The organism is Streptococcus australis (genome assembly GCF_015553625.1).
GTDB classification, from domain to species: domain Bacteria; phylum Bacillota; class Bacilli; order Lactobacillales; family Streptococcaceae; genus Streptococcus; species Streptococcus australis_B.
Genome location: NZ_JADNGY010000001.1, coordinates 65,246 through 80,533 on the forward strand (window position 1 = coordinate 65,246; position 15,288 = coordinate 80,533).

Annotated in this window: 13 protein-coding genes; 2 read left to right on the top strand and 11 right to left on the bottom strand. The window is 42.5% G+C overall.

Annotated elements, in window-relative coordinates:
* Positions 1 to 67 precede the first annotated feature (67 nt).
* The 4 genes from I2D56_RS00280 to I2D56_RS00295 all read right to left on the bottom strand — a co-directional run bounded on the left by I2D56_RS00280 (position 68) and on the right by I2D56_RS00295 (position 4,199).
* The gene (locus I2D56_RS00280) at positions 68 to 415 is read right to left on the bottom strand and encodes a VOC family protein (protein WP_117744664.1); all 348 of its coding nucleotides are present in this window, start codon (positions 413 to 415) and stop codon (positions 68 to 70) included.
* Between the two features lie 154 nt (positions 416 to 569).
* Positions 570 to 2,345 carry a pyruvate oxidase gene (gene spxB, locus I2D56_RS00285; protein ID WP_023024318.1) on the bottom strand — a complete coding sequence of 592 codons (1,776 nt, stop codon included), beginning with the start codon at positions 2,343 to 2,345 and terminating at the stop codon, positions 570 to 572.
* A 335-nt stretch (positions 2,346 to 2,680) separates the two neighbouring features.
* The gene (locus tag I2D56_RS00290; protein WP_195347717.1) at positions 2,681 to 3,313 is read right to left on the bottom strand and encodes an SGNH/GDSL hydrolase family protein; all 633 of its coding nucleotides are present in this window, start codon (positions 3,311 to 3,313) and stop codon (positions 2,681 to 2,683) included.
* Between the two features lie 52 nt (positions 3,314 to 3,365).
* Entirely contained in the window at positions 3,366 to 4,199 is an 834-nt protein-coding gene (locus I2D56_RS00295) for an HAD family hydrolase (RefSeq protein ID WP_195347718.1), read from the bottom strand.
* A 249-nt stretch (positions 4,200 to 4,448) separates the two neighbouring features.
* On the opposite strand from I2D56_RS00295, the gene I2D56_RS00300 reads away from it, so the two are divergent.
* A complete protein-coding gene (locus I2D56_RS00300; protein WP_023027230.1) occupies positions 4,449 to 5,324 on the top strand; it encodes an AraC family transcriptional regulator in 876 nt (291 codons plus the stop codon).
* Between the two features lie 110 nt (positions 5,325 to 5,434).
* On the opposite strand, the gene I2D56_RS00305 is transcribed toward I2D56_RS00300, so the two are convergent.
* The 5 genes from I2D56_RS00305 to I2D56_RS00325 form a co-directional block, all read right to left on the bottom strand.
* Positions 5,435 to 7,102, bottom strand: coding sequence for a MutS-related protein (locus tag I2D56_RS00305; protein WP_195347719.1), 1,668 nt, complete (start codon positions 7,100 to 7,102; stop codon positions 5,435 to 5,437).
* A gap of 18 nt (positions 7,103 to 7,120) precedes the next feature.
* Positions 7,121 to 8,398 (bottom strand): CapA family protein, encoded by a 1,278-nt coding sequence (locus I2D56_RS00310; protein WP_229038974.1) that lies wholly within the window; start codon positions 8,396 to 8,398, stop codon positions 7,121 to 7,123.
* A gap of 250 nt (positions 8,399 to 8,648) precedes the next feature.
* A complete protein-coding gene (gene msrB, locus I2D56_RS00315) occupies positions 8,649 to 9,584 on the bottom strand; it encodes a peptide-methionine (R)-S-oxide reductase MsrB (protein WP_023027235.1) in 936 nt (311 codons plus the stop codon).
* 270 nt (positions 9,585 to 9,854) lie between these two features.
* Positions 9,855 to 10,184, bottom strand: a complete 330-nt coding sequence (locus tag I2D56_RS00320) for a hypothetical protein (protein WP_023027236.1) — start codon at positions 10,182 to 10,184, stop codon at positions 9,855 to 9,857.
* 154 nt (positions 10,185 to 10,338) lie between these two features.
* Entirely contained in the window at positions 10,339 to 11,274 is a 936-nt protein-coding gene (locus I2D56_RS00325; RefSeq protein ID WP_023027237.1) for a dihydroorotate oxidase, read from the bottom strand.
* 375 nt (positions 11,275 to 11,649) lie between these two features.
* Between I2D56_RS00325 and gdhA the strand changes: the two genes are divergently transcribed.
* Positions 11,650 to 12,996 (top strand): NADP-specific glutamate dehydrogenase, encoded by a 1,347-nt coding sequence (gene gdhA, locus I2D56_RS00330; protein WP_195347720.1) that lies wholly within the window; start codon positions 11,650 to 11,652, stop codon positions 12,994 to 12,996.
* A 244-nt stretch (positions 12,997 to 13,240) separates the two neighbouring features.
* Here gdhA and dnaJ read toward each other — a convergent pair whose 3' ends face one another.
* Positions 13,241 to 14,383 (bottom strand): molecular chaperone DnaJ, encoded by a 1,143-nt coding sequence (gene dnaJ / locus I2D56_RS00335; protein ID WP_023027240.1) that lies wholly within the window; start codon positions 14,381 to 14,383, stop codon positions 13,241 to 13,243.
* A 267-nt stretch (positions 14,384 to 14,650) separates the two neighbouring features.
* Positions 14,651 to 15,283, bottom strand: a complete 633-nt coding sequence (locus I2D56_RS00340; protein ID WP_195347721.1) for a DJ-1/PfpI family protein — start codon at positions 15,281 to 15,283, stop codon at positions 14,651 to 14,653.
* Between the last annotated feature and the right edge of the window lie 5 nt (positions 15,284 to 15,288).

The window sequence follows — 15,288 nt, forward strand, 5'->3', positions numbered from 1 at the left end:
TCAATAGTTCATATTTTCACATTCTGTTTTAAGAATAATTAAGGTTGACTTCAAATGACTAAGCGTCCTATTTCATACGATAAAAATCAATGACTAGACCAGCAGGGCCTTTAACTAGCAAAGATTCTGTTCCCCAATCAGTTGCAGCTGGGCCATGTAATATTTCAGCGCCAAGCTCTTTCAACCGTTTGTAGTTCTGGTCTACATCCTCAACCTCAATGTGAAGAATGATTCCTGACTGAAAATCTTCCAAAGGAATCAGGTGATTTTGTGATAACATGAGACAATGACTGCCAATTGTAAACTGAGCAAAACCGTCATCAACATAATCAGCCTTTTTATCCAAAAGACGCTCCAAGTCAGAACAGACTTGGGGAACATTTGAAACGATAATATCTAATTGATTTAAATTCATTTGTTATCCTCCAGAAAAAGACCGGATAACTCCGATCTTTTCAATTTTCTCTCTAAGAAAATCAAAGAATAAACAAGGCACCGAACCGCAGGCAGTACTGAAGTACGGCAAGGTGAAGATAAGGCAGTTTACATTTGATTTTCGACGAGAGGAATTATTTGATTGCGCGTGATTGCAACCCTTCTTCTTCCAAGAAGAGGCGGAATGGTACGAGTTCTTCTGCTTCGTATTTTTCCTTGAAGGCTTTGATCGCTTCTTCTGAGTGAAGTTTTGGATCCAACTCAAGTACCTCTACTGGAAGTGGACGGTGTTGTGTGATGCGGGCATCAATGACAACAGTTTTACCTTCTTTGTTGAGTTTAACAGCTTCAGCAACCACAGCATCGATATCTTCAATACGGTTAACGGTAAATCCAACTGCACCTTGTGCTTCAGCAATTTTCGCGTAGTCAGCATTTGTAAAGTCTACACCAAACAAGTGTTTGTTTGTATCTTCGTATTTGTTCTTGATGAAGGCATACTCATCGTTTGTGAAGACAACGTTGATAACTGGAAGGTTGTATTGAACGTTCGTGATCACGTCTGGGTAAACCATGTTGAAGGCTCCGTCACCCATGATATTCCATACTTGGCGGTCTGGATTGTCTTTCTTAGCAGCGATACCACCAGGGATAGCGATACCCATTGTTGCAAAGAGTGGAGATGTACGCCACATATTCTTAGGTGTCATGTGAAGGTGACGAGTAGATGTTTGAGTTGAGTTACCGACATCGATTGAGTAGATCGCATCTTCATCAGCGTATTTGTTGATGGCATTGTAGACTTGGTACAATTGCAATTCACCCTCAGTTTTACCTTCGAGTTTGTTCATGTAATCACGCCAGTTTTGGTTGTTCTTCACATTTGCACGCCACCATGGAGTAGACTCAACTGGGTTTACTTTGTCAAGGATAGCTTTAGCTGCTTGACCTGCATCACCAAGGATAGAAGCGTCAAGGGCATGGCGTTTACCAAGTTTGTAAGGGTCGATATCCACTTGGATGAATTTTTCAGTGTTTTTGAATGCTTCGTATACTTCAGCAAATGGGAAGTTTGAACCAAGGAAAAGAACTGTGTCTGCTTCAAAGACCACTTCGTTGGCTGGTTTCCAACCAACACGGTAAGCAGAACCAGTTAAACCTTCGTAGTTCCATTCGAAAGCTTCAAAGTTTTTACCAGTTGTGATGATTGGTGCTTTGATTTTACGTGACAATTCAGTGATTACTTCACCAGCTTTCACACCACCGTAACCAGCGTAGATGACTGGGCGTTCAGCATTGTTCAAGATTTCAACAGCTTTGTCGATTTCAACTTCGTTCAAAGCAGGAGCGATGAATGAACGCTCGTAAGAACCTGAACCGTAGTATGAGTTTTCGTCGATTTCTTGGAAACCAAAGTTTACTGGAATTTCAACAACGGCTGGACCTTTTTTAGAAACGGCAGCACGGCAAGCTTCGTCAATAACTTTTGGCAATTGCTCTGCGTAAGCTACACGTTTGTTGTAAACAGCGATACCGTTGTACATTGGGTTTTGGTTAAGCTCTTGGAAGGCATCCATGTTGAGCTCGTTGTTTGGACGTGATCCAAGAATCGCGAGGAATGGAGTGTTATCCATAGCTGCATCGTAAACACCGTTGATCAAGTGAGTGGCACCAGGTCCACCTGAACCAACTGCAACACCGATTGAGCCGCCGAATTTAGCTTGCATAACCGCTGCAAGAGCTCCTGTTTCTTCGTGGCGAACTTGCAAGAAACGGATATCTTTGTCTTCAGCCAAAGCGTCCATAAGTGAGCTAAGTGTTCCTGATGGGATACCGTAGATAGTGTCTACGCCCCATGTTTTCAATACGTTGAGCATTGCTGCAGATGCAGTAATTTTCCCTTGAGTCATAATGATAACTCTCCTTCAATAAAAATAATTGTCAGTCTTTGAACTGAATTCGACAAAGAGTGAAAACGTTTCAAACAACTTTACTATATCAATTTATCACGTTTTATTGTCCTTGTATAAGAATATGCTCACTGAATACCTGGAACTATTACATAACACAACAGCGAAATCTGTTCTGTTTCTGCAAACTATTTTATAACAGAAGGGATAAACCGCACAACAACAAGGTTTCTAACTGTTATGAAATTAGTACAAAATGGAGCACTTTACCAAACTGTTCCATAAAAGATACTAAAAAAACCTAGCGGAAAATAGATTTTCCCTGCTAGGATGGGTTATAGTTCGTTTTGAAGAGCCTTACTAAAGACCCTGTATCCTTCAATTGTTAAATGAAGACCATCTGTTGTATAAGCTGGTTTTAGCTGACTATCTTCACCGAGCAAGCTCTCAAAAACATTGATAAATTCGACATTCATCATTTCTTGAGCCAGCTCACGATAAGCCTGATTCAAGGTCTGAATCTTTTGATTGGTCCGGATATAGACTGTCCCCTTGTAGGTCTCTCCCTCATTCACAGGGAGCACCGAAACAAGTTTGATTTGCGCCAAGGGCAAGAGTCGCACCATCTCCTGGAGGATTATGGACATGTTATCAATGGTTTCTGACAGGGGCATTTCCTTGCCAATGTCATTGGTTCCGATTAGTAAGAAAATCTTATCCACTGCTTGACCAAAAATATGGGCATCTAGATTCTCTCTTAAGAGGTCTGTCTTGTAGCCTCTGATTCCCCGATTCACCATATACTGATCCGTCAAAAGCAACTCTTGCAGAGGATAGTATTCGATGATAGAGTCTCCTATAAAAAGAATATCGGGTTCCTTCAAAGGATTTTGATTCAGCTCTCGGTAGTTCTGTTGTATTTTTGCCTGTTCTTTTAAGAGCCAGGTCTCCAATAATTGTACAGCCATAAAGACTCCTTTCGATTCGTATGGCAGAAACTATGTACGGTAGAATACTCGCCTAGTCGAAACTTAATCTTCCGTCCAAATAGGCTTCAATCATTTCATAAACCCCACCTTCTTGGTGAGATGGTGCTGTGTAGCGGGCTGCTTGTCGCGCATGGACGTCCGCATTTTCCATCGCATAGGAATAGGTCGCTAACTCCAGCATTTCCACATCGTTTTGGCTATCGCCAAATGCCATTAAATGCCCACCATCAACGCCCCAGTGTTCTTCCAAGAATTGAATGGCTGTAGCCTTATTGACCTCCGGTTGCAGAATATCGATGGCTCCATAGCCACTAGCTGCTGGAAGCAGTCGCTCCCCAAACTCTTCTCGCAACTCTTGCACAAAGACTTCGACTTTTTCAGTGTCAGTGACGACACTTATCTTCAGAACCTGCTCACCATGCTCTTGGACCAAATCATCCACAAAGCGCATCCGTCTGTAAAAAGCTGCAGCTAACTCAGGCGTCATCAATTGCTCTAAAAGAGGAAACTCTGTTCCTTTCTTGGCATAGGCTCCAGATAGGCTACTGACGACCAGATGAAGTTCTTCTTCTCGACCTTCTAGATAACGCAAGACCTCCTGCACCAGCTCTTCAGGCCAGCTACACTCTCGGATGAGCTTTCCCTTCTCTAATATCCGTGCACCATTGGCTAGAACCAAGGTGGCACGATCTTTCAGCTCTCCCAAGACATGAGCCATACGGCTATAGCCATTCCCCGTCGCAATAACAAAGGGAATCCCTCTTTGGTCTAGCTGATCCAAGATGCGGCTCAGACGCTCACGGTCAACCTCTCCTTGCGCATCCATCAGAGTACCGTCCATGTCTGTCGCAATCATTTGTATCATACCAGCCACCTCTTTCTATCTTGTCCCTATTATACACCATTTCCTAGTCATTTTGGGCCTTCTTTGCCACAAACGCTCCCTTCTCCCCATCCTTAAAATTTTAGAAATTCCACCGAATCCTCTTTAATTTTCGGTCCAATTTTATTATAATATAGATAATAGATTTTCCCTGTATGAAGTAACTAGCAGACCCTCTCTCACACCTAGCCAAAGCGTCTGCTACTCCCGAAAAAGATCTAAGAGGTAGGCATGAACACAAAGACCTTATACCGCCAAACATCCTTTACCAATAGCGATTTCCCTTTTTCAATCAAACAGATTCGCACCCAAAATGGCCAACCGGATATTTTATTTCATTGGCACACTGATATTGAGATTATTTATGTCAACGAAGGGACTGCTCAATTCCATATCGACTATGAATATTTTCATAGTCAACCAGGCGATATTATTTTGATCCGCCCGAATGCCCTTCACTCCATTCATCCCATCCAGAGTTCTTCCCATACCATGGATGTCCTCCATTTTAATCTGGACCTGATCGGAATCACGCATAAAAACATTGCCACTCTAAAATATTTACAACCCCTCTACAATGGCGATTTTGAATTTGTCCGACGTATCCAAGTCCAATCTCCGGGTTATGAAGAAATCAAACAGAGCCTTTTAAACTGTATGGCAAACGGAAGAGAACAAGGTCCTTTCTATGAACTTCGACTCAAATCCCAGCTCAATGAACTCCTCTATCTCCTCTTTTCTCACAACTATATTGTCGAGAAGAAGTTTTCAACGGATGCTTATCGAAGAGAAGAAAAAATTCGTTTGGTCCTCGACCATATTTCGAACCATTACCAAGAGGAGCTCATGATTGAGCAATTAGCAGAATTGTGTCATTTTAGCCCGACCCACTTTATGAATTTCTTTAAGAAACAATTAGGGATCTCTTGTATGGAGTACATCATCCAATATCGGCTAAAAAAAGCCGCCCATTTCCTCCAGCATTCTGATCTGGCAATTATTGATATCGCTAGCCAATCTGGCTTCAACAACCTCTCAAACTTTAATCGCCAATTCAAGAAATACTATCAGATCACTCCAAGTCAATACCGAAAAGCTTGTCTTTAATCAATGGATCAAATAATAAAAGCCCCCTGAACACAATTGAAACTTATGTTCCAGGGGCTTTTAGTTTTTTAACAGTAGAAATATCAGATAAAACGAAGCAACTTACATCTTTAGCTCTCAATCATTGTATTTAAAGACCATTTTCCTGTTTCTTCATATTGCCTTATTAATTCTTGAGAAGTTTGGGTGATTTCTGAAGGAAAATGGAGGCTTTTTAATGTATTGACCGCATTCTTCGTTACTGCCGCCCCCTGCTTTATCTGATAATCAAAGACAATTTCCCCGTCAACATAACGACTATCAAAATGATAATTATCATTGACTGCACCAGACGCCGCGACTAACTCAATATCATGACTCGAAATCATATACAAGCAATCGTGTCTAGATAGCCAGCGGACAATCCCCAAGCCAGATCCAATTCGCTCAATGGTATTGGTTCCCTTAAAGAGTTCATCAATAAAGAAATAATGAAAACCAGACTTTTCCAGACTCTCAATCATTCGGAGAATCGTTTTGCTCTCTGTAATAAAATAACTATCTCCAACCTCGATATCATCACTGACATCCATAGAGGTCATGACATGTCCATAAGAAAGCTCCAAACTTTCACCATAGGCGAAGCCCAAGCCCTGAGCTAGAATACAGTTAATAGCTACCATTTTCAGATAAGTAGATTTCCCTGAGGCATTATCTCCACTAATCACCATATTTTTTTCAAAACGAACATCGTTAGCAACCGGATCCGTTAGTAAAGGATGGTAGATTCCCTTGCCCTTAATTCCGCCTTCTTTTTTAAAATAAGGATGACAGACCAATTCAACATCACGCTTATGGCGTAGAAGGCTGATGGCTACTTCCAATTCTCCCAAAAGATTGATCGCTTCCTGAGCTTCTTTCTGATGAGTCCTCACTTGCTGATAGATATAAACTTGAGCAATCTGCGGAATTAAGAAAAGAAAATTAAGGTAAATCAGAATAATTTCCATATCTGAGCTTCCTGTTGGACTTTGTAAGATTCCGGAAATAACTTTCGTCTTCTTAAATGGTTTGACAGCCTGTTTGAGGGCTTCTTGTTTTGGAATCGCTAAATGGCTAAGCTTTTCCGTTGAGGCAAAGATACGAACCAAGTAACTAACTCGATCCAAGCGCATTTTATTCGACCAATTCCGAATGCTCGAAAAAATGATATTGAAGGTCGCACTCGCCACCAAGACCATCATCGCTTGAATTTTAAAAAATGGAAGGAAGAAAAGCGAGAAGACCGGCAAACAGGCTAAGAAAATATAGAGAGAAAGATAGATCTTCGAATCCTGTTTTCCTGGATTAGCCACAATACTTCTAGCCATATTGTGGTTCTTTTTTCCTAATTGGTTCATGACAACTTGAACCTTGAGACGAAGATCAGGGTGATGGTCAAAAAAATCCTCTAACTCCTGCAAGGATGCTTCTGGTTGAAATTTAATCAAACGCATCTTCTGATACAAGGCCTCAGCCCCTATACTAGACTGTGTATAATTCAACTGATCAAAGACTCTATAGAGGTCCAAATCATGCCAAGTCTGACCGTCTACTTGGCTATCTGTCGGTTGGAGTGCAGAAGCCAAGAGCATTGTTTCCGCTAAACTTTCTTCACTATCTTTTTTTATGAAAAAAGGTTTACCCTCCCAAGCCTTGGCTAATTTTTTTCTCAGAAGAATCGTTGATAGCTGATTTGTTAGAGTCATAACGATGATCAGTCCAACAAATCCAATTGGTAACCATCCAAGTTTGTCCATTCCTTCATTCGCCCCTTCCTATTGCCAATTCAAATTCACACGTTCTTTCACTTCCTGGTAGGCTGTATCGACACGCGCCTTTGTTTCGTCATCCAATTGATCCCGATACTTGCCTCCCTCAATCCAGTCCTCCAAGATATAGGTCTGGAAATGATAGAGTTCATAGCCTTCAGGAGAATAACTGTCCTTCGGCGTCCGGCTGACCCAAGTAGGATGAGCTGTTGCTGTTTTGATACGGGTCTTACGCCCTACTTTCTCAATTGTGATATCCATCAGAACACCCCGTTCGGTCCATTGAGCATTTTCTATCCCTTCCATGGTTTCCAGTCGCTGATTCGAAAGAAAATTCCCCATAGAATAAATGATCAATTTCTGTTGTCCATCCTTATCCACAATCTCGGCAGGTTGGACGACATGAGGATGGCCACCCAAGACAATATCAGCTCCCCAAGAAATCATCTTATGATATAGCTCCTTTTGTTCCTCTGTTGGCTCTAATTCATATTCAATCCCCATCTGAGGCATGACAATGGTAATGTCCGCTTCCATCTCAGCTTTTTGGATTTCTTGACGCATCCGCTCCTCATTGAGATCCGATAGACGATTGTCATAGTCCTCTTGTTCCAGATTATACTCCATCCCATTAAAGCCGTAGGAATAAGCCAAAATCGCGATCTTGATTCCATTTACTTCCTTGATCAGGATAGGGGCTTGACCTCGCGTCTCATGCGGATAGACACCAACCGTTTGGATCCCCGCATCTTCGAAGGCTTTCGCAGTCGAAAACAGCCCTTCCAAGCCAGAATCGAGGATATGGTTATGTCCCAGGTCCATCACCTGATAGCCCGCATCCTTGATCGAAGCAACTACCTCCCCAGGGGCATTGAAAATCGGATATCCAGAAAGGCCATAATCCGAATTGATAGTACCTTCAAAATCCCCCAAAACCAGATCCCCTTGCTTCAACCATTCCTGAGCATAGTGATAATTCTCAGAAAAATCATAGCTTCCATCTTCCTTGGCTGCACTCATATAAATCAAGTCATGGTAGAGTTGATCCCCATTTGCCATGATCCGAGCGGTATGCGGTAACTGATCCGGATGGATTTCCTCTTGCTTTTCAACAACTTCTGGCATCTCTAGTGCTGTAATGGGAAAGCCATTCCATTTTTGAACCCATAAGACCAAATTCGCGGCCGCAAATACTGTAATCAGCAAGCCATAGACAAACTGTTCGTTGGTCAAGCGAAATGCTGTCGCCTTTCCCAATCCAATATCAAGCCAGTCATTAAGCATCGTGAGGATATCTTTCCCGAGCTCACTCCATCTCTTTAGGAGATCCTTCCAATTCTTCATCTTCTTCTCTTTCTATCCAATTCTCTTGCACTTGTCAAAGACCTCTCCGTCATCTTTCAGGCCTTTTTTTCATTGTAACACAATTTTGACAAAAGAAAACAGACTGACCTAAACTTCCATGAATAGATAAACGGAGGGACTAAAGAAATTAAAAAAAGAGGGCTCAGAGCCCCCTTTCTCAATCATTCTTTTAGTGCATTTGCCTGAGTAGGTCCCCGTATCCCTCTGCCTCCATTTCCTCTTTAGGAATAAAGCGTAGAGAGGCCGAATTGATACAATAGCGAAGACCTCCTTGGTCTCTTGGCCCATCAGTAAAGACATGGCCGAGGTGGGCATTGCCTGAGCGGGAACGAACTTCAATTCGCTCCATTCCGTGACTATGATCCTGGTAATAGTGAACGACATCTTTCGCAATAGGACGAGAGAAGCTCGGCCATCCACAGCCAGACGCAAACTTATCCTTGGCAAAGAAGAGAGGTTCCCCGGTCGTAATATCCACATAAATGCCCTCTTCAAAGGTCTGGTCATAGGCATTGTGGAAAGGACGCTCCGTCGCACTTTCTTGGGTGACTTGGTACTGCTCCTCTGTCAATCGTACCTTTAATTCCTCCTGACTGGGCTTTGGATAGGCTGCCGGATCAATCAAGGGTTGGTCAGCATCTGTCACATCAATATGGCAATAGCCTCCAGGATTCTTCTTGAGGTAGTCTTGATGGTAGTCCTCAGCCAAGATATAGTGGCGTAAAGGTTCCAACTCAACTACGATCTTAGTTCCCAGTTGTTCTTCTTGCTCCGCAAACACTTGGGCGATCACCTCACGATCTACCTCGTCTAGGTAATAGACACCCGTCCGGTACTGGCGCCCTCGATCATTTCCCTGTTTGTTAATGGAGAAGGGATCAATTACACGGAAATAGTAGAGCAGAATCGCTCGGAGGGTGATCTTGTCTGGATCATAGACGACCTGAACGGTCTCTGCGTGATCCGTTTCCTTGATCAATTGGTAATTGGTCGTTTCCACCTGACCATTGGCATAACCCACTGTTGTCTTTTCTACACCAGGGATCCGTGAGAAATACTCCTCTAAGCCCCAAAAACAGCCACCTGCTAGATAAATCTCTGCCATCTTTTTTCCTCGCTTCCCGCATTCCCTACAAAGAACGCTTGACATCTATTAGCTCCATCATAATCCAATAGCCTCAGATTTTCAAGGATTCTGCATCAAAAATCCCTTCTACTGTACTAGTAAAAGGGATTCGGAGATGCTTATTTTTCAAATAAGAAAAAGAGCGAGTAACCAAGATTCCGTATAGATACTAAAAACTGATGAAAAAAATCATGCACGAGCGACATATCACACACCTCCTCAATATTTCTTAAGCAAACACTCATTTGCTTACAAGATCATGCTTGGTCCATATACCTGTAACTGAGATTTCACAGCTTCGTAATGCCAGTGATCATAAGACCGCCAGGCTTGAAAGGACTCTTTATTCAAACGCAGTCCACTTAAACCAATCAATAAACTCGCATTCTGATAAAACTTCTCCAACTCGATCAATAGGCGATTGTCTACCTGTCTTGCCCTCAATAAAACTTCCAAAATATGATTTAGATTTTCCTCAAATCGAAGGGCATCTGGACTGGGGATGAAGTCCCTAGAAAAGGCTGTTCGAAGAGTTTTGATCATCGTTCTTGCTTCTTGAATCACATCCCTTTCTCCCATATAAACCACCTTCCTTTTCACCTCCATTGTACACCTTTTTCTCTCTATAAAAATGAAAATTCTCTAAAACTAGGAACAGAATTTTTTCTTACTCGACCAGGAAACAGAAAAGAACTCCCCCAAGCATCCACTTGAGGAAGTTCTTTTCGAAAGATTAGTCAATGTAGTGTAATTTCCCACGGAAATCTTCTAGGCTTTGGTAGCCTTTTTCTTCCATGATGGCTTTAAGCTCAGCTGTAATGCGGTCAAAAGCCCCAACTCCTTCTTTATGAAGCGTGGTTCCGACTTGCACCATACTAGCGCCACAAAGGATATGCTCAAAGGCATCACGACCAGTCAAGACCCCACCGGTTCCCACAATCTGAATCTCTGGATTCAAACGTTGGTAAAAGGCATGAACATTAGCCAGAGCAGTCGGTTTGATGTATTCGCCACCAATTCCACCAAAACCGTTCTTAGGACGGATCACAACGGATTCATCCTCGATATAGAGGCCATTTCCGATCGAGTTGACGCAGTTGACAAACTTGAGCGGGTATTTGTTAAAAATCGCTGCTGCTTGATCGAAGTGGACAATATCAAAGTAAGGTGGTAACTTGATGCCAAGAGGTTTGGTGAAATAGCCAAATACCTCTGACAAGATTCGATCGGTCGTCTCAAAGTCATAGGCAATCTGAGGTTTACCAGGAACATTGGGACAAGAAAGGTTCAATTCCGTCAAGCCTTTAAAGTCACTGTCTTGCACTTTTTTCAGGATGGTATGGGTCTCTTCGGGAGACATGCCGACAAGAGATAGAAAGAAGGTCCGATCTGGATCGCTTTCTTGCAATTCTAACAAGTAATTCAAATAATAGTCCAAGCCTTGGTTGGGAAGGCCCATCGAGTTAATAGATCCTAGCGGCACATCTTGGTAGCGTGGCTCTGGGTTCCCTTGACGATACTCCAAGGTCGCAGTTTTCGTCACAAATGTTCCCGCAGTAGAATTCTTTACTTCTTCAAGTTCTGCAATTGTCATACAGGCTACACCCGCGGCATTCATCAGGCAGTTGTCAAACTCAAAACCTGCAATAGTTGTTTTTGTCGATACCATCTTCTACTCCTTGAAATAAATTCTTACAGTCATTATAGCATGAAAAAGAGGATGGATGGCTAAAAAAATAAAAAAGAGGAAGGATCGTCCGGAAATAACAAGACATTACTCGAAAAGGAGTAGATTTTCGCTCAAAAAAAGGCTAAAAATCGTATCATTATTTCAACCGGAGTAAGTCCAAGGTAGGTAGCTTTTTACCAGTCTTTATTAGCTGTGAAAATTTTCTGAAAATTCAACTTTTTCCTTTACAAGTCAAAAAAAGTCTGCTATAATTGTCCACGTAATAAAACATGACATTGCTTCTAGCAGTGCCTCCATATGCCAGTAATTTAGCCAATTTGCTGGAAGTCGTTTCAATCAAAAAGGAGAAACAAGATGACAACTGCAAAAGAATATATCCAAAGCACTTTCGAAACCGTAAAAGCTCGCAACGGCCATGAAGCAGAATTCCTTCAAGCTGTTGAAGAGTTCCTTAGCACTTTGGAACCTGTATTTGAAAAACATCCAGAATACATTGAAGAAAACATCTTGGCCCGTATCACTGAGCCAGAACGAGTGATTTCTTTCCGTGTTCCTTGGGTTGACCGTGATGGAAAGGTTCAAGTGAACCGTGGTTACCGTGTCCAATTTAACTCAGCTGTAGGCCCATACAAAGGCGGACTTCGTTTCCACCCAACTGTAAATCAAGGGATCTTGAAATTCCTCGGCTTCGAACAAATCTTTAAAAACGTCTTGACTGGACTTCCAATCGGTGGAGGTAAAGGTGGATCTGACTTCGATCCGAAAGGCAAAACTGATGCTGAAGTGATGCGTTTCTGCCAAAGCTTCATGACAGAATTGCAAAAATACATCGGACCATCTCTTGATGTCCCAGCTGGTGATATCGGGGTTGGTGGACGTGAGATCGGTTACCTTTACGGCCAATACAAACGCCTTAACCAATTCGATGCCGGTGTCTTGACAGGTAAACCTCTTGGTTTCGGTGGTAGCTTGATCCGTCCAGAAGCAACTGGTTACGGTTTGGTCTACTACACTGAAGAAATGCTGAAGGCTAACGGGGACAGCTTTGCTGGTAAGAAAGTCGTGATCTCAGGTTCTGGTAACGTAGCCCAATACGCTCTTCAAAAAGCAACTGAACTTGGTGCAAATGTCATCTCAGTATCTGACTCAAACGGCTATGTCATCGACGAAAACGGTATTGATTTTGACCTTCTTACAGACGTCAAAGAAAAACGCCGTGCTCGCTTGACAGAATACGCTGCAGAAAAGTCAACTGCTACCTACTACGAAGGTTCTGTATGGACTTATGCTGGCAACTATGACATCGCTCTTCCATGTGCGACTCAAAATGAGATTAACGGTGAAGCAGCTAAACGCCTAGTTGCTCAAGGTGTTAAAGTTGTTTCTGAAGGAGCTAATATGCCAAGCGACCTTGAAGCCATCAAAGTCTACAAAGAAAATGGCATCCTTTACGGACCTGCCAAAGCCGCCAATGCTGGTGGGGTTGCTGTATCTGCTCTTGAAATGAGCCAAAACAGCCTCCGTCTTTCATGGACACGAGAAGAAGTGGATGGTCGTTTGAAAGATATCATGACCAACATCTTCAACACTGCTAAAACAACTGCTGAAACCTACGGTCTTGGTAAAGATTATCTTGCTGGTGCCAATATCGCAGCCTTTGAAAATGTTGCAAATGCGATGATTGCCCAAGGTATTGTTTAATTTGATTCTTTTGCCACACCTCTGAAACTCCTAGTTTCGGAGGTGTTTTTCTTGATAAAAAAAGAGGCTGGGACAAAAGTCCTAGCCTCTCAATTGTCTTTGGATTGTCGAGCAAGACGCAGTGGTTGAGTGAGCTCTACTACGCTGATTTCATCAGCTTTTATAGCCCTACTCAACTGTGCGGAGGTGGGACGACGAAATCGAATTCTAACGAATTACCGATTTCTGTCCCACTCTCTTATTTTTATAAATCATCCAAGGCATCTTTCACCTTATCAAAGAAGCCTTTTTTCTTTGGACTTACCTTGATATCACCAGCTTCCGCAAATGCACGAAGGGCTTCTTTTTGCTTGTCATTTAGACCTGTTGGTGTCACCACATTAACAGTTACATATTGATCTCCCACAGATCCACCACGCAAGCTTGGTGCTCCTTTGCCACGGAGGCGGAATTTCTTACCAGTCTGGGTTCCTTCAGGGATGACTAAGTCGACATCGCCGTGAACCGTTGGTACATGAACCGTATCTCCAAGAGCAGCTTGAACAACGTTCAAGTTCAATTTATAGTAGATGGTTGATCCATCCCGTTCGAATTTGTCGCTTGGCTCAACATTGACGACTACATAAAGGTCTCCGTACGGCCCCCCATTAAAGCCAGCTTCTCCTTGTCCAGAGAGGCGGATTTGTTGACCTGTTTCGACCCCAGCAGGGATTTTCACGCTAACACTGTGGGCTTGTTTCTCATGCCCAGTCCCATGACAGGTAGTACAAGGATCCTTAACTTCCTTTCCTCGACCATGGCAGACATCACAGGTGACTTGGCGACGCATCATCCCAAGTGGGGTTTGCGTATCCACATTGATGACACCCGAACCATGACAGCGTCCACAAGTTACTGGACTTGTTCCTGGCTTAGCACCAGTTCCATCACATGTCCGACAGCTAGCTTCCCGATGGTACTTCACTTCCTTCTCAGTTCCAAAGATGGCTTCTTCAAACTTGAGATTTACGCGGTACTGAAGATCATCTCCCTGACGTGGAGCATTGGGATTGCGACTTCCACCTCCACCAAAGAAGCTTGAGAAAATGTCCTCAAAGCCACCAAAGCCAGCGCCATCAAAACCACCGAAACCACCAGCTCCGCCACCGAAACCGCCAAAACCACCGTTGGCTCCTGCAGCACCGTATTGGTCATAAGCCGCCCGCTTTTGTTCGTCACTTAAAGTCTCATAAGCTTCTTGAACTTCCTTGTACTTTTCCTCAGCGCCAGGCTCCTTGTTGATATCTGGGTGATATTTCTTAGATAATTTCCGATAGGCTTTCTTGATCTCATCTTGAGATGCATTTTTCGAAACGCCCAAACGGTCGTAAAATTCAGTATTGTTCATGCAAGATACTAAGAGCGAACAGAAAGCGACTGAAATTTAGGAAACCGACAAGAAATCCTGATTTCTTAGGAGGTTTATCTAATTTCCAAGCTTTCCGCTCGAGTTCAATTTCTCGAACACTCTTTATCCTTTCTATTGATATTGTGAATCAAACCACGATTTAGGTCGGGTTCAATTCTTTTCTTTTACATTGAGTAAGAAACTTCAGAGCTCAGCTACAATTTACCAAACACTCCTTGTTCCTTTCTATAATTTTCATGTAAATCTTTAGAGAGTGTTTTCTATACTCTGCTTCACTTGATCAAACTCTTCATCCGATAGAGTAAACATCAAATCCTCTTCAGCATACTCGTTCTGTTCTTTAAAATAGTTGTCCGTATTCTCTGCCAACCCTAGACTTAGAATCACTTTCCTTGCAAACTCTTGATGTGCAAAACCGATAGCCGTAATGATTTGTTTATCTTGGACAATAACTTTCGGTTGGAAATTCTCACGTGGAAGAAATTTAAAATAGTCAAAGAAGTTTTGCCAAATTCCACCTGTAAATTTCGTTTCGTTCAACAAGCCTGCTTTCGCCAATAAAAGGGGCGCTGAAGAAATGGCTGCAATTAGGATATCTTGCCCATCAAGACTTCTCAAAAACGAGATCAATTTCTCATCTTGTAGAGCAGGACCTATATTTACCATTCCTGGCAAAATCACACAAGAATAATCTTCTATACGGATTTGATCCAATGTTTTCGTCGGTTGACAGGGCAAACCATCCTCAGAGACAACTATTGAATTCTCAAAAGCTACATAATCAATCGTGATATCAAAAGACAGAGCTAAAGTACTCGTTAAAGTGGTTATCTCATAAAGAGAAAAATTAGGATAAATAATACAAAGTACTTTTTTCATACGCA